Source organism: Asticcacaulis sp. P2_B1 (genome assembly GCF_056404915.1).
On sequence record NZ_JBFUDD010000015.1, the window covers coordinates 94,214 to 114,470 of the forward strand.

General features: G+C 62.5%; 13 protein-coding genes. 8 read left to right on the forward strand and 5 right to left on the reverse strand.

Features of this window, described 5'->3' with window-relative positions; all coding sequences use genetic code 11:
- The first annotated feature begins 31 nt into the window (after window positions 1–31).
- A complete protein-coding gene (locus AC1DX3_RS21730; protein ID WP_476991443.1) occupies window positions 32–640 on the forward strand; it encodes a hypothetical protein in 609 nt (202 codons plus the stop codon).
- 12 nt (window positions 641–652) lie between these two features.
- Here the strand turns inward: AC1DX3_RS21730 and AC1DX3_RS21735 are convergent, their stop codons facing one another.
- Window positions 653–1,939, reverse strand: a complete 1,287-nt coding sequence (locus AC1DX3_RS21735) for a neutral/alkaline non-lysosomal ceramidase N-terminal domain-containing protein (RefSeq protein WP_476991444.1) — start codon at window positions 1,937–1,939, stop codon at window positions 653–655.
- Window positions 1,940–1,958: 19 nt separating this feature from the next.
- Window positions 1,959–2,999, reverse strand: coding sequence for a LacI family DNA-binding transcriptional regulator (locus tag AC1DX3_RS21740; RefSeq protein ID WP_476991445.1), 1,041 nt, complete (start codon window positions 2,997–2,999; stop codon window positions 1,959–1,961).
- A 476-nt stretch (window positions 3,000–3,475) separates the two neighbouring features.
- On the opposite strand from AC1DX3_RS21740, the gene AC1DX3_RS21745 reads away from it, so the two are divergent.
- The 6 genes from AC1DX3_RS21745 to AC1DX3_RS21770 all read left to right on the forward strand — a co-directional run bounded on the left by AC1DX3_RS21745 (window position 3,476) and on the right by AC1DX3_RS21770 (window position 12,836).
- Window positions 3,476–6,466 carry a TonB-dependent receptor gene (locus AC1DX3_RS21745; protein ID WP_476991446.1) on the forward strand — a complete coding sequence of 997 codons (2,991 nt, stop codon included), beginning with the start codon at window positions 3,476–3,478 and terminating at the stop codon, window positions 6,464–6,466.
- Between the two features lie 145 nt (window positions 6,467–6,611).
- On the forward strand, window positions 6,612–8,168 hold the full coding sequence (locus AC1DX3_RS21750) for a tryptophan halogenase family protein (RefSeq protein ID WP_476991447.1): 1,557 nt from the start codon (window positions 6,612–6,614) through the stop codon (window positions 8,166–8,168).
- Between the two features lies 1 nt (window position 8,169).
- Window positions 8,170–8,898 carry a SapC family protein gene (locus tag AC1DX3_RS21755; protein WP_476991448.1) on the forward strand — a complete coding sequence of 243 codons (729 nt, stop codon included), beginning with the start codon at window positions 8,170–8,172 and terminating at the stop codon, window positions 8,896–8,898.
- Window positions 8,891–9,931 (forward strand): cupin-like domain-containing protein, encoded by a 1,041-nt coding sequence (locus AC1DX3_RS21760; RefSeq protein ID WP_476991449.1) that lies wholly within the window; start codon window positions 8,891–8,893, stop codon window positions 9,929–9,931. Before AC1DX3_RS21755 ends, AC1DX3_RS21760 begins: the two co-directional genes overlap by 8 nt.
- 5 nt (window positions 9,932–9,936) lie before the next feature.
- Window positions 9,937–11,424 carry a tryptophan halogenase family protein gene (locus AC1DX3_RS21765; protein ID WP_476991450.1) on the forward strand — a complete coding sequence of 496 codons (1,488 nt, stop codon included), beginning with the start codon at window positions 9,937–9,939 and terminating at the stop codon, window positions 11,422–11,424.
- A 392-nt stretch (window positions 11,425–11,816) separates the two neighbouring features.
- Window positions 11,817–12,836 carry a LacI family DNA-binding transcriptional regulator gene (locus tag AC1DX3_RS21770; protein ID WP_476991451.1) on the forward strand — a complete coding sequence of 340 codons (1,020 nt, stop codon included), beginning with the start codon at window positions 11,817–11,819 and terminating at the stop codon, window positions 12,834–12,836.
- 12 nt (window positions 12,837–12,848) lie between these two features.
- Here the strand turns inward: AC1DX3_RS21770 and AC1DX3_RS21775 are convergent, their stop codons facing one another.
- The gene (locus tag AC1DX3_RS21775) at window positions 12,849–13,478 is read right to left on the reverse strand and encodes a TetR/AcrR family transcriptional regulator (RefSeq protein ID WP_476991452.1); all 630 of its coding nucleotides are present in this window, start codon (window positions 13,476–13,478) and stop codon (window positions 12,849–12,851) included.
- Window positions 13,479–13,553: 75 nt separating this feature from the next.
- Here AC1DX3_RS21775 and AC1DX3_RS21780 point away from each other — a divergent pair, with 75 nt between their 5' ends.
- On the forward strand, window positions 13,554–14,765 hold the full coding sequence (locus AC1DX3_RS21780) for a serine hydrolase domain-containing protein (protein WP_476991453.1): 1,212 nt from the start codon (window positions 13,554–13,556) through the stop codon (window positions 14,763–14,765).
- Between the two features lie 20 nt (window positions 14,766–14,785).
- Here the strand turns inward: AC1DX3_RS21780 and AC1DX3_RS21785 are convergent, their stop codons facing one another.
- Both AC1DX3_RS21785 and AC1DX3_RS21790 read right to left on the reverse strand, forming a co-directional pair.
- The gene (locus AC1DX3_RS21785; RefSeq protein ID WP_476991454.1) at window positions 14,786–16,987 is read right to left on the reverse strand and encodes a hypothetical protein; all 2,202 of its coding nucleotides are present in this window, start codon (window positions 16,985–16,987) and stop codon (window positions 14,786–14,788) included.
- 241 nt (window positions 16,988–17,228) lie between these two features.
- The coding region (locus AC1DX3_RS21790; RefSeq protein WP_476991455.1) for a beta strand repeat-containing protein at window positions 17,229–20,257 on the reverse strand (3,029 nt) is incomplete at its 5' end.

The following is a 20,257-nucleotide window of genomic DNA, read 5'->3' on the forward strand; positions in this document are numbered from 1 at the left end:
GACAAGCCCGAAACATGACAGGGGAGACAAGATGCGTAATATAGGCTTCTGGGGGCTCGCCTTAATGCTGGGTGGTTGCTCAATGGGTCCCGCATACGATCCACACACGGCCGCCAGGGGATTTCATGGCTTCTTCATGCATGACGAATGCATCGGCGAGAACACCGCCCAGCCCGATACCTGCCTGCACGCGCGTCAGCACGAAAAATCTTTCATCTTCGGCGGTGAGGCCGGGACAACCTATGACGTGACGCTGCGGGTGCGCGGCCTGTTTGAGCCGACCACGATGCAGGGCGGCGTGGCCTCCGATCCGGCGCATCCCTATTTCTATACCGGCGGTCAGACGGGCACTCCGGATTACTCGCAATGGCGCATCCAGGTGTCATCGCCGCAGCAGACCTTCACGCTCAATAACTATCCGTCGGTGTCGCACACCATTTACAAGGAAGATTTTGCGGTGCCCATCCGGGTTACGGCGGGCGCAACCGTCACGGTTCAGGCGATCGACGGCAATGACCGGCAGATCGACAATGGCGCCATGGGCCACCCGGACCGGCAACAGGTGATCGAGGGCGTGGTGGATAAACCATTGGCAGGCCAGATGCTGCGGCTCGATGTGGTGCGCGTAGAGCCGCGTTAGCCTAGGTCAAACTTATCGCGCTCCCGTGCCCAGCAATTTCATGGCACCGGCGACAATCTTGTCCTCCGTACACCCTGGTGCAAACGACGTCTTGCCGACTTCGAAGGTTTGGCCGCGCCTGTAACTGGCGTCGTCGGGCAAATAGCCGTCATAGCCATTGGTCAGGCTCAGCAGCACAGGCGAACGCAGGCCCACCGTCACCCGCAAATGCCGGTCGGTCCGGGTCACGACCTCGCCGGAAACCCCCAACAGATCGACGGACCCAATACCGAGATAGGACAGCCGCACCGGCAGGCTGGCGACCGGATCGGCCTTCGACGGACAGCGGATGCTAAGTTGCGCGGCGCGCACCGGCGTCGTCACGGCCTGGGGCGTCATGCCATCGGTCACCCGGATGATCTCGCGCCCCAGGGACTCGCCCAAGCGCTGGGTGACCATGAAGCCGGCCGCCTTCATGTCCGATGTCGCCATTTTGCCGGCACTGTCGGGCTCGCTGTAATAGGACATCAGGATCGGATTTTGGTCGCCGGCCGCGCCACTGGTCCACAAGGTCATGGTGCGATCGGCGCCATAATGCGCATCGACATAGCTATCGGCTACACCCGGGATATCGGCGCTGACCATGCCGCCGTCGCCGCCGGGCGATGTTTTCGAACTGTGCAACGACACGGCATGGACGGCGTAATTGGCTAGGATGGCCAGGGGGCTGCCGTCGGTGCGGAAGAAGCCGACAACCCGCACGGTCTTGTCGGATAACCCGCGCGGATCCTGGCCCAGCGTGAAATCCGAGCCCACCTGTTCGTCGCGGTTGATATTGATATAGGCTTGACCGTCGCCGCGCCCGACCCGCACAGGCTCTTCGTGCGCGCTGGCCTGCTGGATAGCCGCCATGACGCCGTCCGTCACCGTCTGTTCGTAGCCCTTGTCCATCGACCACGGCACCGTATGGCAATGGGTCGCCGTCAGCCAGACATGATCCCTGGGCACGCCGTATTGGGTGGCGATCCGCGTGACCAGGCGCTCATAGACGGCGTCGGGCAGGACGATCAGGTCGGCCACGACCAGGATCGTCCGGCTGCCGCCGCTATCTAGGACCAGGGCGCGCGCATAGAGCGGGTCATGGATGGCCAGGAGAGGGGCGTCGCCATTTTGGTTATCGAGCGGAAACAGGGCCGGCGCCGGATCGATATCGGCCTTGCCCGTGCCGGCCATCAGGCCGCCGGAAACCGGGACGGCCCGCGCGGTCCCGGCCATGGCCAGCAAAGCGATCGCGCACATGATCAGGCGTCTCGACATCATCGGCCCTCCCCAAATCAATTTATGCCTGTCTGGCGGTGATCTTGGTCACGGGCAGCAGGGTCGTTTCGCGGATAATGATATCATAGGGCAGGACATGGCGCTCCTGCGTATCGCTCGCCTTGGGGCCGTCGCCCGACTTTTGCAGGATATGCACGCTGCGCCGGGCCATGTCGAGATAGGGTTGCGCCACCGTCGTCAGGGTCGGCCACACGGCCGACGAAATGGGTGCGTCGTCGAAGCCGACAACGGCGATGTCCTGCGGGATGCGCAGTCCCATCTTGTGCGCCACCGAACAAGCGGCCGCCGCCATTTCATCATTACAGGCGAAAATGGCCGTCGGCCTGTCCTTCAGGCTGAGCAGTCGGTTGGCCGCCTCGATGCCGGAACGGAACGAAAAATTGCCCTGCTCCATATAGGCAGCCGGCGGTCGCGGCAGGCCCAAGACATCGAACGCTTCATAGAAGCCGTTCCGCCGCAGCAGGGTCGCCGCATGGTCGGGATGTCCGCCGATATGGGCGATACGGCTGTAGCCGAGTTGCAGGAGATATTCTGTCACCTGACGGGCGGCCAGGCTGTCGTCCATGGCGACCGAGGCATAGTGGCTGTCGGGCGTCGACGGCGACACCAGCACGCAATTGATATTGCGGCTCTTGAGGAAGTCCTTTAGCGGCCCGAAGTCGCACAGAGTCGGCAGCAATAGCATGTCGCTAATATGGGCGTCGGTGATGAAACGGTCGAGATGGGCCTGCCAGTCGGGGCGGTTGCCCTCGTACAGGTCGACGGCGAGATATTTGCCCTGCTCCATGCACGCGGTCAGGAAGGCATGGTGAAAGCGGCCCTGATAACCGCTGGTCGGATCCTCGAGAAGCAGGCCGACGGAGCTTTTAAGACCGAGACGTAATTCGCGGGCTTTCGGGTTGGGGCGGTAATCAAGCCTGGACGCCGCATCCAGGACGCGTTCGCGCGTGTTCGCCTTGACGGCCTTGTCGTCGTTCAGCACGCGCGACACGGTCTTCGCCGAAACGCCGGCCAGGTCGGCAATGTCATAGATAGTAGCCATGTCGTACGTGGATATCCCCAAGGATGGACCGTTCAGAGCGCTTTCAGTCGGCCGTTTGTCCCGTGATGTGTGCCGTGATGCACGATTGTCACATTGAGACACAAAACAGGACAAAATTTCCAGACAAATCTGACATCGATGCCAAATTTCTTGACATAAGTGACGCGTTTTGCAAAAACCCAATTGTCCAAAACTGACAAGTCGTTGGGTTTAATATGTAGAAATGTAACGACGCCGTCAAGTTATTTAATTATAACAATGGGTTGGTCGATTTGCCGCGTTTGTGAATCTTTTTGTCCATGTGGACAATTGGTTTATGACAAGACGGACCGGCAAGGGCCAAAGAGACATCGGGACCGACAAGCCCGGCCATAAAACTGCAAAAATCAACAAAGGGACGAAAACACATGTCATCAAGCTTACTAAGAATGAAACTACTGAAGGGGGCATTTGGCGTCCTAATGTCGGGCGCGTCTTTGACAGCGCTGTCAACGGCAGTTTACGCTCAGGATGCGGCCCCGCCCGCCGCGGCCGCCCCGGCGGCCGACGACACCACGGTCGTCGTCGTGACCGGGATCCGCGGCAGCTTGCGCAGCTCCATGCAGACCAAGCGCAGCGCCCAGGGCGTCACCGACTCCATCTCGGCTGAAGACATGGGCAAGTTCCCGGACACCAACCTCGCCGAATCGCTGCAACGCATCACCGGCGTGTCGATCGACCGCTCCAACGGTGAAGGTTCCTTCGTCACCGTCCGCGGTTTCGGCCCGGAATTCAACCTCGTCACCCTGAACGGCCGGCAGATGCCGACCTCGACCCTGGGTGACGGCGCCAGCGCACCGTCCTCGCGCTCGTTCGACTTCGCCAACCTCGCCTCTGAAGGCGTGGCCGGCGTAGACGTCTATAAATCCGGCCGCGCCACGGTCGATTCCGGCGGTATCGGTTCGACCATTAATATCCGCACGCCTCGTCCGTTCGACAAGGCCGGCTTCCGCGGCAGCATCGGCGTCAAGAGCGTTTTCGACACCTCGGAAAACGCCGGCACGGAAGCGACACCGGAAATCTCCGGCATCATCAGCGATACGTTCGCGGATAACAAGGTCGGCGTCCTGCTCACCGGCTCCTATCAAAAACGCAATTCCAGCAGCAACGATTTCAGCGCCGGCTGGCGCGACGGCTACCTCGGCAGCGAGAACAATTGGGGTTCGCTGGCCCAGCCCGGTTCGCCGGGCGCCGCCAACATCACCAACCGTCCCGATCCGACCGACGTCTATCAGGTCCAGCAGAACGGCGCCTATGACATCCACGATATCGAACGTGAGCGTCTGAACGGCCAACTGGTCCTGCAGTTCCGCCCGATCGACACGCTGACGGCCACCGTCGACTACACCTATTCGAAGAACAAGGTCAAAGACGTCCAATCCTCGGGCGGCGTCTGGTTCAACTTCAACAATGTCGCCAGCTCGTGGACCGACGGTCCGGTCGCCGGACCGATCTTCTATTCCGAGCACTTCAATGCGGGCGAAAACAAGGACCTGGCCTATTCCGGCAGCCTGACCGCCAATCAGACTGAGAACAAGTCGACCGGCATCAATCTGAAATGGCAGCCGCTCGACAAGCTGAGCGTCGTCCTCGACGCGCACTCGTCCACGGCGGAATCGAAGCCCGATAGCCCCTACGGCAGCAACATGTCCGTCGGTACCGCGATCTTCGGTGTCATGGACCAAAAGATCGACTATTCGACCTATCTGCCGGTCATGTCCTACAGCATGTACCCCGGCACCACCACGACCGACCTGTCCAAGGTCACGCCGACCGGCCAGGCCTTCCGCAACGCCTACTTCAAGGACCAGATCGACCAGGTTCAGTTGAAGGGCCGTTACAGCTTCGATAACAGCTTCGTCGACAGCATCGATTTCGGTGTGTCGTCGATCGACAACAAGGTCCGCTCCGCCTTTGGTTACATCCAGCACGATACCTGGGGTGGCGTAGGTCCGGCGTCCGAAGTGCCCGACGACCTCTTCCATCTTGTCAGCCTGCCCGACAAGTTCGACGGCCTGTCCGGTGCTGGCAATGCCGGCTTCCCGCAGCAGATCGTCGCCTTCGACCTGCCGAAGATGGTCTCGCTCCTCGACAGCCTGCACAGCATCTGCGGCGGCAATATGGACTGCCTGGCCGACTACACGACCGATCGCCGTATCAAGGAAAAGACGGTAGCGACCTACGCCCAGGTCAACACCAAGTTCGACCTGTTCAACAACCCGGCCCATCTCGTCGCCGGTCTGCGCTACGAAAAGACCGACGTCGACTCGGCCGCCCTCGTGCCGATTCCGGTACGTTCGGGCTGGGTCGCGGCGAACGAATTCGACCTGACTTTCGGCGCCCAGCAAGACTTTACCGCCTTCAAGGGCAAGTATCAGGAACTGCTGCCCAATATCGACTTCGACTTCCGTCCCATGGACAATGTCGTCGTCCGCGCTTCGGCCAGCACCACCATCACCCGTCCCGACTATGCCAGCATGCAGGGCGGTCAGACGCTCGACAAGCTGTACCGTGTCGGTGGCGGTACCGGCAGCCAGGGCAATCCGGGCCTGGAGCCGTACAAGTCGAACAATATCGATCTGTCGGCCGAATGGTATTACGGGCCGGAAAGCTACGTCTCGCTGGGCTACTTCCATAAGGACGTGTCGAACTTCATCTCGACGACCCGTATCGATACGAAGGCGTTCGGCATGAAGACCCCTTACCAGGGGCCGCGGTACAATGCTGCCGTTGCGGCGGTTGGCGCCACGGGGAATGTGCGCGAGTACATCTTCGAGCAATATGTCAACGCCGCCAATGCCGCTCTCGGCGCCGGTGCCACCGACGACCAGGTCAAGGCCTATGTCAACGCGCATTATGCCAGCGAAGTGCGCATCGATGGCAAGGACAGCGGCGGCAACTACACGGGTGAAATCATCGCCACCTCGGCGGATCCGGACCTGACCTTCCAGATCACCCAGCCGACCAACAGCGATCAGACCTCCGCCCTGCACGGCTGGGAATTCAACATCCAGCACAGCTTCGGCGACACCGGCTTCGGCGCCATCTTCAACTACACCAAGGTTGACGGCGACGCGGTCTACGACAACTCGAAGCCGGCCAGTGTCACGCAATTTGCCCTCACGGGCTTGAGTGACAGCGCCAACGCGGTGGCCTTCTACGACAAGAACGGCATCCAGGCGCGTATCGCCTATAACTGGCGTGCGCAGTTCCTCGCCGGCACCGGGCCCAACCCGACCTATGTCGAGGCCTATGGTCAAATCGACGGCAGCGCCAGCTGGGAGTTCAAGCCCGGCCTGACAGCCTTCGTCGAAGCCATCAACCTGACGAACGAAAGCCGTCGCGTCCATCAACGGGCGGACAACAACGTCGTCTATGCGGCGCCGGGCTTCGCGCGTTACTCGATCGGCCTGCGCTACACGTTCTAATCCAAACCGGCCCTGACACGGCCGGATGTTACAAGGAAGCCATTCTCTCAAAAGGGAATGGCTTCTCTTGCCTTCGGGCTAATAAAGCGTAGCAATATAAAAAAGTTCGCGTGAAACGGACTGTTCAGGGCGTCAGGTTCGTAAAGTGGAAACAGCCATTTCCAGAGTTGTGATCGTAGGGGGAGGCACCGCCGGGTGGCTGGCCGCATGCCGCATCGCCGCATCCGCCAGAACCCCGCTCTCCGTCACCTTGATCGAATCACCCGACGTCCCGACCATCGGCGTCGGTGAAGGCACCTGGCCCACTATGCGCGGCACCCTGGAGCGGATCGGCATCGCCGAGGCCGATTTTCTTGTCGCATGCGACGCCTCCTTCAAACAGGGATCGTCCTTTTCCGGCTGGCATACCGGTGCGCCCGACGACCAGTATTTCCATCCCTTTACCGCGCCACCCTCCGCCGAACCGCGCGATATTGTCGCCGCCTGGGGCCACGCCCCGGCCAAGCCCTTTGCCGAGACTGTCTGCCCGCAACCCGCCCTGTGCCGCCTGAACCTGGCGCCGCGGCAACGGGCCATGCCGGACTATGGCGGCGCCATGAACTATGCCTATCATCTCGACGCTGTGAAGCTGGCCGGGCTGCTGATGCGCCACGGTACCGAACGCCTGGGCGTACGTCATGTCCGCGACCACGTCACCTCAGTGACATCGGCGGACAATGGCGACATCGCCGCCGTCGAAACTCGTGGCCATGGCGCGATCGCAGGCGACCTGTTCCTCGATTGCACCGGCCACGCCGCCATGCTGACCGGCGGCCATTTCGCTATTCCCTTCATCGACCGCACCTCGCAGCTGTTCAACGATTGCGCCCTGGCGGTCCAGGTGCCGGTCGCACCCGACAGCGCCATCGCCTCGCACACCAGCGCCACCGCCCACGCGGCCGGCTGGATCTGGGACATCGGCCTGCCGACCCGTCGTGGCATAGGCTGCGTCTATTCTTCAACCCACGCCAGTGACGACGAGGCAGCGGCGATGCTTGAGGCCTATCTCCGGCGCACGGCGCCATGGACCACGCTCGACGCCCTGTCGCCCAGGCGCCTGACCTTCCGCTCGGGCCATCGCGAACGTTTCTGGCAGGGCAATTGCCTGGCCATCGGCCTGTCCGCCGGCTTCCTCGAGCCGCTGGAGGCGTCGGCGATCGTGCTGGCCGAGCTGTCGATCGACGCCCTGATCGACAATTTCCCGGCGCCGCGCGATACCATGGATATTCACGCCCGGCGCTTCAACGAACTGTTTCGCTATCGCTGGGACCGCATCGTCGAATTCCTCAAACTGCACTACGTCCTCAGTCAACGCCAAGAGCCCTATTGGCGCGATCACCGTGAGGCCGCCAGCATACCCGCCCGGCTCGCCGACCTGCTGCACCTCTGGCGCGACCAGCCGCCGTCCCAGTACGATTTCTCCTCGGCCAATGAAGTCTTCCCGGCCGCCAGCTATCAATATATCCTCTACGGCATGGGCTTTACCCCGCCCCGCGACAGCCTCATCCGGACCGACGGCGTGGACACCGCCCGCCGCGCCTTCCAGCAGGTCGAGGCGCGCGCCCGCACCCTGGCCGCCGGCATGCCGACCAACCGTAGCTATCTCGACGCCTTGCGCGCGTCGCATTCCCCTTCCTCAGCGTACAAAGAAATGATGCCCTGACATGACCCAACACGCGATTCTCACAGCCGAAAACCACCGCGACCTGCGCGTGCGCACAGACCGCGCGCTCGATCTCGGCGACGGCGTTATGTGCTGCATGACGGTGCCCACGGAATTCCGCCAGGTGCAGAACGAATATCCCATCCTGTTCCGCCTCAACCACGAACGCGACAGCTTCGCGGCCTTCGCCATGTTCGGCTTTGAAAACGGCGAGAACCTGTTCCTCAGCGACGCCGGCTGGGACGCACGCTACCGCCCGCTCGCCATCGACATCCAGCCCTTCCTGATAGGCATGCCGGCGGACGGCGCCGGCCAGAAACAAGCCCATATCGACATGGCCAGCCCGCGCATCGCGAATGGAGACGGCCACGGCGAAAGCATGCGCGTCTTCGACGAACACGGCCGGCCGACGCCCTTCATGGAAACCATGGCTGAAAAGCTCGGCGCCCTCGACGCCGGCTATCAGGCCTCCGCCGACTTCTTCGCCGCCCTGCGCAAGCACGACCTGCTCGAACCCTTGTCGCTCGACATCACGCTCGATGACGGCTCTACGCATCGCCTGGTCGGTTTTCACGTCATCAACGAAGACCGTCTGCACGCCCTCGATGCGGTGGTCCTCGGCGAACTTCACGACGCTGGCCATCTCTCCCCCATCTTCATGGCCATGGCCTCGCTGTCGAATATAGGCGCGCTTGTCGCACGCAAGAACCGGCGAGCCGCCCATGGATGACGTAACCGGTGTCAGCGATTTGGGCGTCTTTGACGCCCTGGCACGCGTCCCCGAAGTCACCGTCGCCGACGCGGCCGAACTCGACAAACTGTTACAGGGTTCCGAGCCCTTTATCGTCCGCGGCCTGGTCTCCGACTGGCCTCTGGTCGAAGCCGGCCGCCGGTCGGCCCGCGACGCCCGCGACTACCTGCTGCGCCGCCGCCAGGACCGCAAATTCGTCGTCTCGGTCGGCGCGCCGGGCAGCGACGGCCGGTTGTTCTACAAAGACGACATGGAAATGAACTTCCAGATGGTGAAGGCCAAGTTGCCGGAAATCTTCGCCCAGCTCGACGCCACCGAGGGCAAGCCGGACGCGCCGTCGATCTACCTCGCCTCGGTCGATGTCCACGACTTCTTCACCGGCCTGCATGAAGCCAACCATGTCGATCTCGGCGACCGCAATTGCATGACCAGCATCTGGATCGGCACGCGTACGCGCATCGCCGCCCATAACGATTTCCCGCGCAACCTGGCCTGCGTCGCCGTCGGCCGCCGCCGTTTCACGCTGTTTCCGCGTGAGCAGTTCCGCAACCTCTATCTCGGGCCGGTCGACAATACGCCGGCAGGCCGCGTCGTCAGCATGGTCGATTTCCACAATCCCGATTTCGAGCGCTTTCCGCGTTTTCGCGAAGCCCTGCGCCATGCCCAGGTCGCCGAGCTCGAGGCCGGCGACGCCGTCTATATCCCGTCAATGTGGTGGCACCATGTCGAGGGCCTGTCGCCCTTCAACGTCCTGGTGAACTACTGGTGGCGCGAGACGCCGCGCTGGTTGGGCCAGCCCCAGGACGCGCTCAACCACGCCATGATGGCCATTCGCGACCTGCCCGACGACGAAAAGCAGCACCTGCGCGACCTGTTCGACTATTACGTCTTCGGTAATCCCGACGACGTCACGGCGCACATACCGGAGGCGGCGCGCAGCGTGCTGGCGCCGCTCACCCCGGAAAGCGCCGGCCGTATCCGCGGATTCCTTTTAAAGCAGCTCAGCCAATGAATGATATGAAGACTCTCCGCCGCATCGTCATTGCCGGCGGCGGCACGGCGGGCTGGATGGCGGCCGCGGCTATCGCCCGGACGCTGGGCAAGACCGTCGACGTCAAGCTGATCGAATCCGACGCCATTGGTACGGTCGGCGTCGGCGAATCGACCATTCCGCCGCTGGTCACCTATAACCGCCTGCTCGGCATCAACGAAGCCGAGTTCATGCGCGCCACCCAGGCGACCTTCAAGCTCGGCATCCTGTTCGATAACTGGAAGGACGCCGGTTCGCGCTATTTCCACTCCTTCGGCCTGACCGGCAAGGATCACTGGACCGCCGGTTTCCAGCATTTCTGGCTCTACGGCCGCGAAAAAGGCCACGACCAGTCCTATGACGACTATTGCCTCGAACTGACCGCCGCCCTGCAAAGCAAGTTCGCGCACCTGCCCGACGACCGCATGAACTATGCCTATCAGCTCGACGCCACCCTCTACGCCAAATTCCTGCGCAAGATGGCCGAGGGTGACGGCGCCATGCGGATCGAAGGCAAGATCGCCCAGGTCGACCTGCATGCCGAAAGCGGCGACATCACTGCGCTTGTCCTGGAATCCGGTGAACGTATCGAAGGCGACCTGTTCCTCGATTGCACCGGCTTTCGCGCCCTGCTGATCGAGCAGACCCTGCACACGGGTTATGACGACTGGACCCACTATCTGCCGTGCGACTCGGCGATCGCGCTCCAGACCGAAAACGTCCGCCCGTCCGTGCCCTATACCCGCGCCATGGCCCATGACGCCGGCTGGCAGTGGCGCATCCCGCTGCAACATCGCAGCGGCAACGGCATTGTCTTTTGCAGCCGCTACCTGTCGCGCGAAGCGGCGCTCGAACGCCTCATGGGCAATATCGAAGGGAAGGTCCTGACCGAGCCCAACAATCTCAAATTCGCCGCCGGCGCCCGCCGCAAACAATGGCACCGCAACTGTATCGCCATCGGCCTGGCCGGCGGTTTCATGGAGCCGCTCGAATCGACCAGTATTCACCTGATCCAGCGCGCCATCCTGCGTCTGATCCGCATGCTGCCCCTGCGTGAGATCAGCCAGCGCGACATCACCGAGTTCAACACTCAACAGGACCAGGACATGTTGCAGATCCGCGACTTCCTGGTGCTGCACTACTGCGTCACCGACCGCCGCGACAGCCCGTTCTGGCGCCATTGCGCCAGCATGGATATCCCCGACACCCTGCAGCAAAAGATCGAGCTGTTCCGCGAGACCGGCCGCGTCTTCCGCACCAATGACGAACTGTTCGCCGAAAATAGCTGGGTCCAGGTCATGATGGGGCAGGGGATCACGCCCCGGGCCTACCACCCGATCGCCGCCAAGCTCAGCGACGACGAGCTGACACGCCTGTTCACCGGCATCCGCGACAATGTCACCAGCACCGTCGCCTCCCTGCCGGCCCACGGCGACTATGTCGCGCGCTACTGCGGCGCCAAGGCGGACGAATAAGGCGGATAAAAAAGACCTCCCGTGGCGCGTCCACGGGAGGCTAAACTTAGTCTTACGGTCATTGTCCGCAAAACAGCCAGTCGGGGGAAGAACAGAGGCCGGCGAACCGGCCGCTGCACACATGCCCAGGAGGCATGTGATAGGGGACAGGCGGTGAAAACGCCGCCTGAATCAGCTTGGCCATCTACCGGGCGACCCCGGCGAATGTCCGAAATTGGCGTGAATGTCTCCTGCTTTGTGACATTTCGCCAAAAAATGTCAAGAAAAATGTCATCGATGTCTATTTTTGTTGTCTGGCAAATTCACCGATTTTACGTGAAAGTTAGYGCTAACTTGCATTCGAAGCCATGGCGGACTACCCTCGGGGATGATTTGCGGGCTCGGATCGAGATATGTCGACAATATATGATGTGGCCGAGTTGGCGGGGGTATCGTCCAAAACGGTGTCTCGTGTCGTCAATGAGGACAAAGCCGTCAAGGCCAGCACGCGCGAACGCGTGTTGCAGGCTATGGACAGCCTCGATTACCGCCCGAACCTGGGTGCGCGGCAGCTTCGCCGCGGCGAAAGCGGCGCGTCCATCGGTATCCTGCTCGAAGATCCCGCCGGCGGCTACCAGGGCCGGTTTCACCATGCCATGTTGACGGCCTGCATGGAGGCCGGCAAATATCTCGCCGTGGAGCTGTTCGTCCCGGGCAGCCACGGCCTGAACGAGGTCGAGCGCTTCCTCGCCGATTCCGAGATTCGGAGCCTGGTCCTGCTGCCGCCCTTGTGCGACTACGGCCCTCTCAAGACCTTCCTGAAGGCGCGCAACATCCACTGCGTGCTCGTGTCGCCGACCACGCCGGACAGTCATTATCCGTCGATCGCCATGGACGACCGCCTGGCCGCCCGCCACGTGACCGACCATCTGCTCGAACTCGGCCACACAAAAATCGCCCATATCGCCGGTCACCCGGATCACGCCGCCTCCCTGCTGCGCCGTCAGGGCTATCAGGAAGCCTTTGATGCCGCCGGTCTGCCGCGGCCGCCGAAGGACTATGTCGTCGAAGGCATGTTCAATTTCCGCTCCGGCATGGAAGCGGCCGAGATATTGCTGAACCTGCCGGATCGTCCCACCGCCATCTTCGCCTCGAACGATGAAATGGCCGCCGCGACCTGCGCCGTCGCCCACAAGATGGGCATCAATATCCCTCAGGACCTGACCGTCATCGGTTTCGACGACGCGCCGATTTCGTCCGCCATCTGGCCGGCCCTGACGACGGTGCGTCAGCCCTATCCGGACATGGCGCGCCGTGCCGTGCACCTGCTGTCCGACAATCCGGGCCACGTCCAGTCCAGCGATGTCCAGATGCGCCACGTCCTGCCCCACGAAATCATCGTACGGGATTCAAGTTCGAAGCCTTATGCCTGAAAGACGATTGCTCTAATCGCGGCCAGCCTCCCCCTCAGCGCCCTTTTGCTTCCCCGCCAGTAACGCAAACGCCGCATGGAACACCTCATCGTCGATGAGTTCCGGCGACAGAAATCGCTGCAGCAGGAGCCCCTCCGTCAGCGCGTGGATAATGCGGACCATAATCGCGGGCGGGAACGGCAAGGCGTCATCCCCCACCATGCGTTCCAACCACGCTGCCCCGGCGTCGTAGCTTTTGGCCGTGACGTCCAGCGCCCGTTGACGGACCGCCTCGTGGCCCAGCGCGTAGGCCCTGCCGGTGAGGAAGCCGACCGCCACATTGCGCCGCTCCGGCGCTGCCGCGACGGTCGCCTCGGCAAGGGCGCGCAGGATGCTCTCGAAGTCCGCGCCCGGCGCGACCGCGGGCTTGATCGGCGGCCAATAGGCCTCCGACATGGCGATAAAGAGGTCCTCCCGATTGCGGAAGTTGTTGTAGATCGCGCCCGTCGTCATGCCGGCGCGTTGGGCAATATCCTCCATCGTCGTGTGCTCAAAGCCTTTCAGCCGCGTTACCTCCCGCGCCGCATCGAGTAGCTTGGCGCGCGTGCGGGCCCGTTTGTCGCCCTTGGGCTGCTTCCGCGGATTCTTTACGTCGGAGGTCATTGATTCGTTCCTCAAGCTCTGTTATTTCATAATAACATTATTTTATAATTTCACTATGAAAAAGGCGACCAAACCATGGACGTAACAGCGGTAGAAATGGCTGTCCAACCCTATGTCGATGCCGGCAAACTTTCCGGAGCGGCCATGCTTGTGTGGCGGGACGGGCAGGCGACAACCCTGTGCGTCGGCCGCCGCGACCTGGAAACAGACCAGCCCGTGGAGCGCGACACCGTCTTCCGCATCGCCTCGATGTCGAAGCCGGTCACCTCCGCCCTGGCGCTTGTCCTGTTCGACGAAGGCCGCTTCGCGCTTGACGATCCGATCACCCACTGGGCGCCCGAATTCGCCAGGATGCGGGTGTTGCGTTCGCCCGAAAGCCCGCTCGACGACACCGAACCCGCGGCACGGCCGATCACCTTCGAAGATCTGCTGACCCATCGCTCCGGCCTGACCTACTCGGATTTCCACCGCGGGCCGATCGCCGTCGCCTACCGTCAGGCCCTGGGCGGCGACATCGACAACGACCTGACGCCGTCCGCATGGATGGCGCGCTTGGCCGAACTGCCCTTGATCGACCAGCCCGGGCACCAATTCCACTACAGCAAATCCACCGACCTGCTCGGCCTGCTGATCGAACGCATCGCCGACGCGCCGCTGGCGGACGTCCTGAAAAGCCGTATCTTCGATCCCCTCGGCATGAAGGATACCGGGTTCACGGTCCCCAAGAAGGATCACGGCCGGCGTGCCGGACTGCACGGTTTCGATGCCGAAGGCCGGATCACCACCCTGCCGTCCGTGCCCGGCGGCCATGCCTTGCCCGAACGGCCCGAGACTATGACCTTCGTTTCCGGCGGTCAGGGCCTGTGGTCGACTCTCGACGACTATCTCGCCTTCGCGCGAATCTTTGTCGAAGGCGGCGCCTCGGGCGATGTGCGAATCCTGCGGCCGGAAACCCTGTCCCTGATGGCCTCGAACCGCCTGACCCCAGCGCAGCGCGCTTCATCACAACTGCTCGGCCTGCCGCTGTTCGTCCAGGGGCACGGCTTCGGCCTGGGTGTCGCCGTCGTCATGGAGCCGGAGAAGGCGGAGCCGACACGATGCGGCGGCGGCAAAGGCGCCGTCGGCTGGCCGGGCGCCTATGGCGGTTGGTGGCAGGCCGATCCCAATGACGGCTCGGTCATGATATTCCTCGCCCATAACATGTTGCAGCTCGAACAGTTCTCCAGCGGCATAGGTTTTGGCGTCTGGGGCGCGATCCGGGAGTTCCAGGCCATCGGCTCGCGCTGACCCATCAGCGGGGCGCCGGTCTAAGGCTGCGGTTCGCCCATAATGACCCCGCCGCGTGACGCACCGACAAAGACGCGGCCGAAAACGCGCGGATCGCCCGCGACGGAATTCACGCCGCCCCACTGATGCTTGGTGTCATCAAGCCGCGACCATGTTGTCCCGCCGTCGATCGAACGATAGATGCCGTAGACATTATTGATCTTCGCCGAAATATAGATGGCCGGGTAGGGCCGGCTGGGCGCCGCCTTGCCGAATCCGACCCCGTAGGCCGCCTGAATACCGTCGATCTTGACCGGCGACGCGCCGGCGCCATTGACGTGCCATAGCCCGTTCGGTGTCGCCAGCCACAGGTCGCGCCGCACCGTGCCCGGAACTGAGGCCAACTGGCTTTGCGACGCATAGGACGGCAGGACGTCCAACCCGGAATAGATCGCCGCGAAACCCTGCCCATTATTCGAACTTTCCAGGATCCGTCCCGTGGAGAAGTCATAGGCGTAGAAATAGCCGTTGGCGACCTTGTCGGCGATCGGCGTAAAGTAATTACCCGAATAGACGGCTTCCGTCGTCGGATAGCCGCTCGACGCCGTCCAACTGGCCCCGCCATTGGTCGAATAATAGGCCGACTGCCCGCCCGGCACCCACACCATGGCCGTACCCATGGCCGAGACCGCGATCCGGCCGGAATCCGACGACCCCGTGACGGGGCGACTGGCGACCTGAGTCCAGGTCACGCCATTGTCGTGCGACATCATGGCCGTATTGTCGGCGGCTGTGGTGCGCACCACCACGTTGGTGTTGAGCGCCGCCACATCGACGCCGTAGTTCGAATTGTTCGGGTTGCTGTAATAGCCGGGATTATTGAAATCGGTGTCATAGCGGGCGCCGGCGACATCGCCCAAAGCCGTGAACAGGTGTGCTCCGGTGGCCGGTGACACTAGCGGCGAAAAGAGCCCCGATTCCTCGATACCGGCGACGTTGAACGACCATGCCACCGTGGCCTTGGTCAGGCTGTGGCTCTCCCACAGACCATAGCCGGTATTGTACATGACATTGTTGGAATTGAACGGGTCGATATCGACATCGGTTATCCAGTGACCCATCCGGCCGGCCAACGACCCGCCGCTATAGGCCACAAGCCAGGGATTATTCGGCGCCGCATGGGTGCTTTGGGCATTGAGCCCCGTCCACGTCGCACCGCCGTCCGTCGACTTGAAAAGGTCGTCGCCCCCGGCCCAGCGGTCGATCGTCGAAACGACGATGGCGTTCGGGTTGCGCGCGTCGACGGCCAACCCGCCGTAGCCGAATTGCCAATTACTGGTCGGCGCTACCGGCGTGATATTGCTCCAACCATTATTGGCCGTGGTCAGCTTATAGACAGCGCCAGCACCGACGCCGTTGGGGCCCAAGGCGTTGCTATAGGTCAGGTAAAGATGGCCGCTGCCGTCGAGCGCGCCCTGCACCGGCATCAGGCCCGCGGGCTGCCCCGGCACGGCCGCCCAGCTGGCGCCCGCGTCGGTCGAGCGGTAAAGCGTAGTGCCGGTCGTCGCCGCCACACCGACATAGATGGTCGGGGTCGCCGTCCCGAACGCACCCGTCGACCTGTCGAACAACACGAAGGTGGTGCCGGCCGTCGTCGGAAAGGTCGAGACCTGCGACCAGGTCACGCCGGAATCGCTCGACTTGTACAGCCCGTCCTGATTGGTCCCGAGAAACAGGATCGAGCCCTTGTTCGGATCGACCTGCAGCCGTTCGCCGGTGCCGCGGCCGTCGGAATTGCCGCCCAAATGGATCGACAGCTCGGTGCGCTGCCACGTGACGCCGCGATCATTCGAACGCAGGATGGCGGCATTGCGCCCCCACGACGGCAGGTACATGCCGGCGGCGAGGTAAAGTTTTTGCGAGTCGTTGGGATCGACCGCCAGGGACTCCGGCCCCTCCAGCTGATTGTCGTCGCGGTTCAGGCTGTCATTGAGCGGTATCCAGGTCGATGACCCCGGGTCGCGGCGATAAGCACCGCCGACATCGGTGCGGATATAGACCAGCCCCTGGACCGTCGGGTGATAGATAATACCGGTAATGTAGCCGCCGGCGCCGAAGACAACGTCCGTCCATTTGTAAAAGCCTGCGGGCGTCGTGTCGGACGCCACGCTACCGGCGCCACCGCCGGCGGCAGGCGGGCTCTTGCTGCCATCATCCCCGCCGCAACCGGCCAACAGGACCATGGCTATAAGGCTTGCCGAACGGAAAACCCGGGCTTTTAGAAAGGCGGACAGGTACTTCAGGCTGGGTTTCCTCTGGCTTCAGACTTATCAGGCAGGTGACTACCCTATTGTAGGACAATAGCCGTTGGGTGACCTCAATTCAAGTATGAACTTAAATTTTGAATACAAAATGAGCTTTCCGTGTCTCTGGCCCGTGTCTCTGGAAACTCGCACAGAACGGCCGCAACACGGCCAAACGCGCCTACCAGACAATATGACTGAGGAAGCCGGCATCGCTTGCCGTGGTGTGTTGCACGGTAATGATATTGCCGCCGCCGAGGTCGATGATCGTATCGCTGCCGGACTGATGGATATAGCCGGGATGGACGGTGCCGTGGCTGTAGGCGCTGACATCGATACGGTCGCCCTGCGAGGCCGAAAAATCGGTGATGGTGTCGGCGCCGCTGCCGGCTGCGAAGATGAACCGGTCACGCCCCAAACCGCCGGTCAGGACGTCATGGCCGCCACCGCCGGTCAGGCTGTTGTGGCCATCATTGCCGATGAGGATATTGCCCAGACCGTTGCCGGTGGCATTGAGATTGTGCAACCCGGTCAGGGTCAGGTTCTCGACATTGAGGCCCAGGATGAAACTGACGCTGCTGATGACGCCGTCCGTGCCCTGGCCGGTATATTCGGTGACGGTATCGCCGGCATTGTCGACGATGAAGGTGTCGTTACCGGCGCCGCCGCGCATGGTGTCCGCGCCTCTGCCGCCATCGATGACGTCATTGCCGTCGGCGCCCCCCAGCGTATTGTTGCCGCTTGAGCCCGTCACATGATTATCGAGATTATTGCCGGTGCCGAAGCGATTGGACGAGCCGGTAATGATCAGGTTCTCGACGCTGGCGCCCAATGTATAGGTGCCGTTGATCACGACCGTGTCGTTACCCTGCTGAAAATATTCGGTGACCTTGTCTGCCGCGCTGTCGAGATAATAGCGGTCGTCGCCGAGGCCGCCCTTCAGCGTGTCGATCCCCTTGCCGCCGTCCAGCGTATCGTCGCCCAACCCGCCGGCCAGGACATCATTGCCGTTCAGCCCGTTCAGCCGGTTATTGCCGTCATTGCCGGTGATGCTGTTGTTGAGATCGTTGCCATTGCCCTGGCTGTTGCCGGCCCCGGTCAGGACCAGGTTCTCAAAATTGGCACCCAGGCTATAGAGCCGTGAGCTGACAACCGTGTCCGTGCCCTGGCCGGAGAGCTCGCTGGCCACATCATTGCTGTTATCGACATAGTAGGTGTCGTTGCCCAGCCCGCCCGTCATGCTGTCGCCGCCGGCGCCGCCGTCCAGCACATCATTGCCGCCAAGGCCGGTCAGCACGTTCGCCGCGGCATTGCCGATGATGACATTGTTGCCGCTATTGCCGCTGCCGTCGATTTTCAAAGCGCCGGTCAGGGTCAGGTTCTCGACGAATTGCCCCAGCGTATAGCTGATCGACGCCATGACGATATCCGTGCCTTCGCCGGCCTTTTCACTGACCGTGTCCAGGCTGTCGTCGACGATATAGGTGTCGTTGCCGCCGCTGCCGCTCATCTTATCGGCGCCCATGCCGCCATTGAGCCTGTCATTGCCGCCATTGCCCAAAAGCGTGTCATTGCCCCCCAGGCCCGACATATCGTCGTCGGCATTGGTGCCGGTCAGGGTCTCGCCGTCATCGGTGCCGACCAGGGTGATGCCCGGGCCGCCAAAGGTCAGGACGGTGTCGGCGAACTGCAGATGCAGGATGGAGATGAGCGTGTCCGTGCCCTCGGCGCCGGTGACGGTGAGCGTGCCGTCGCCGTGGTCGACAACCGTATAGTCGGCGGCATTGCCGCTAAAGACCGCCGTATCGTTGCCGGCCCCGCCATCGATCGTGTCGTCGCCCAAGCCACCGGTCAGCATATCGTTGTCGTCACCGCCGCTCAGGCTGTCATTGCCGTCACCGCCCTTGAGCGTGTCTTCGCCTGCACCAGCGGAGATCGCGTCGTCGCCCGTACCACCGTCCAGATTGCCCTTGCCGGTGCCGTTGGTGATCGTGTCATTGCCGGCGCCACCGGTGATCGTGTCATTGCCACTGTCGCCGTTCAGGGTATCGTTGCCATTGCCACCGTCCAGGGTGTCGTCATCGCCACCACCCGACAAGATGTCATTGCCGTCACCGCCCGACATCAGGTCGCGATACTTCGAACCGGACAGGCCGTCATCGAGGTGCCCGCCGATCATCACAACAGGATCGAGCGACCAATAGTCGTAGATATGGGTGGACGCCGATGCGAAGATACGCGCGTCCGTCTCGGCCGAGCCGTCGAGATAGCGCACCTCGGAGATTTGCCCGGTCGTACCGGCGGCGAAGGTCTCGTCGGCCAGGGTGATGCGGATGGCGTGCGGCACATAGGGYGTAGTYTTGGAGTCGATATAGTACATCGACCCGCTGATATATTCGATGCCCGTCATGCCCGCYGTGCTGCCGCTGTGTTCATCGAACAGGATCGTATCGATGCCGGCGCCGCCGTCGACAAGGGCTGCTCCGGGCATAATGGTAAAGGTGTCGTCGCCGTCGCCGCCGTCGAACAGCACGCCATAGCCCTTGAAGCTGTCATTGCCGGTGCCGCCGTGGGCCGTGCCGCCGTTCAGGTCGAAGCTATCCTTGCCGTCGTCGCCCCACGCCGTGACCGCGCCAATCGTGGCAATCGTGTCATCGCCGGCCCCGCCGTGCAGAACGGTGCCGTCGTAACCGCCCAGCGCATCCTTGCCGTCGCCGCCCCAGATCACATCATTGCCATGGCCRCCCTGGATGATGTCGTCACCCAGCCCGCCGTCCAGAGTATCGTCACCCAACCCGCCGGTGATGGTGTCGATGCCGTCGCCGCCGGTGATCGTGTCGTTGCCATCATCGCCGGACAGGGTATTGGCGCCGCTGCCCGATACGGTCAGGGTATCGTTGCCCGTGCCGCCATAGAGCTTGTTGTTGCCGATGCCGCCGTCCAGCGTGTCGTTGTCCTCATTGCCATTGAGCGTATCGTCGCCATCGCCGCCCTCCAGCAGGTCGTCGCCCGCCAGGCCGTTCAGCGTATCGTTACCCGCCAGACCCGAGAGATGATCGTTGCCGTCATTGCCGCTGAGCGTGTCATTGCCGGCCGTGCCTGTCAGCACGACATCCGGCCCGCTGAAGGTCAGGGTGATATCGGCGAACTGCAGATGCAGGACGGAACTCAGCGTGTCCGTGCCCTCGGCGCCGGTGACGGTCAGCGTCC

Excerpts from the sequence above, each read along its gene's own strand:
- AC1DX3_RS21730 (WP_476991443.1), top strand. The coding sequence starts at position 32 with ATGCGTAATATAGGCTTCTGGGGGCTCGCCTTAATGCTGGGTGGTTGC.
- AC1DX3_RS21735 (WP_476991444.1), bottom strand. The coding sequence starts at position 1,939 with ATGATGTCGAGACGCCTGATCATGTGCGCGATCGCTTTGCTGGCCATG.
- AC1DX3_RS21740 (WP_476991445.1), bottom strand. The coding sequence starts at position 2,999 with ATGGCTACTATCTATGACATTGCCGACCTGGCCGGCGTTTCGGCGAAG.
- AC1DX3_RS21755 (WP_476991448.1), top strand. The coding sequence starts at position 8,170 with ATGACCCAACACGCGATTCTCACAGCCGAAAACCACCGCGACCTGCGC.
- AC1DX3_RS21760 (WP_476991449.1), top strand. The coding sequence starts at position 8,891 with ATGGATGACGTAACCGGTGTCAGCGATTTGGGCGTCTTTGACGCCCTG.
- AC1DX3_RS21765 (WP_476991450.1), top strand. The coding sequence starts at position 9,937 with ATGAAGACTCTCCGCCGCATCGTCATTGCCGGCGGCGGCACGGCGGGC.
- AC1DX3_RS21770 (WP_476991451.1), top strand. The coding sequence starts at position 11,817 with ATGTCGACAATATATGATGTGGCCGAGTTGGCGGGGGTATCGTCCAAA.
- AC1DX3_RS21775 (WP_476991452.1), bottom strand. The coding sequence starts at position 13,478 with ATGACCTCCGACGTAAAGAATCCGCGGAAGCAGCCCAAGGGCGACAAA.
- AC1DX3_RS21780 (WP_476991453.1), top strand. The coding sequence starts at position 13,554 with ATGGACGTAACAGCGGTAGAAATGGCTGTCCAACCCTATGTCGATGCC.
- AC1DX3_RS21785 (WP_476991454.1), bottom strand. The coding sequence starts at position 16,987 with ATGGTCCTGTTGGCCGGTTGCGGCGGGGATGATGGCAGCAAGAGCCCG.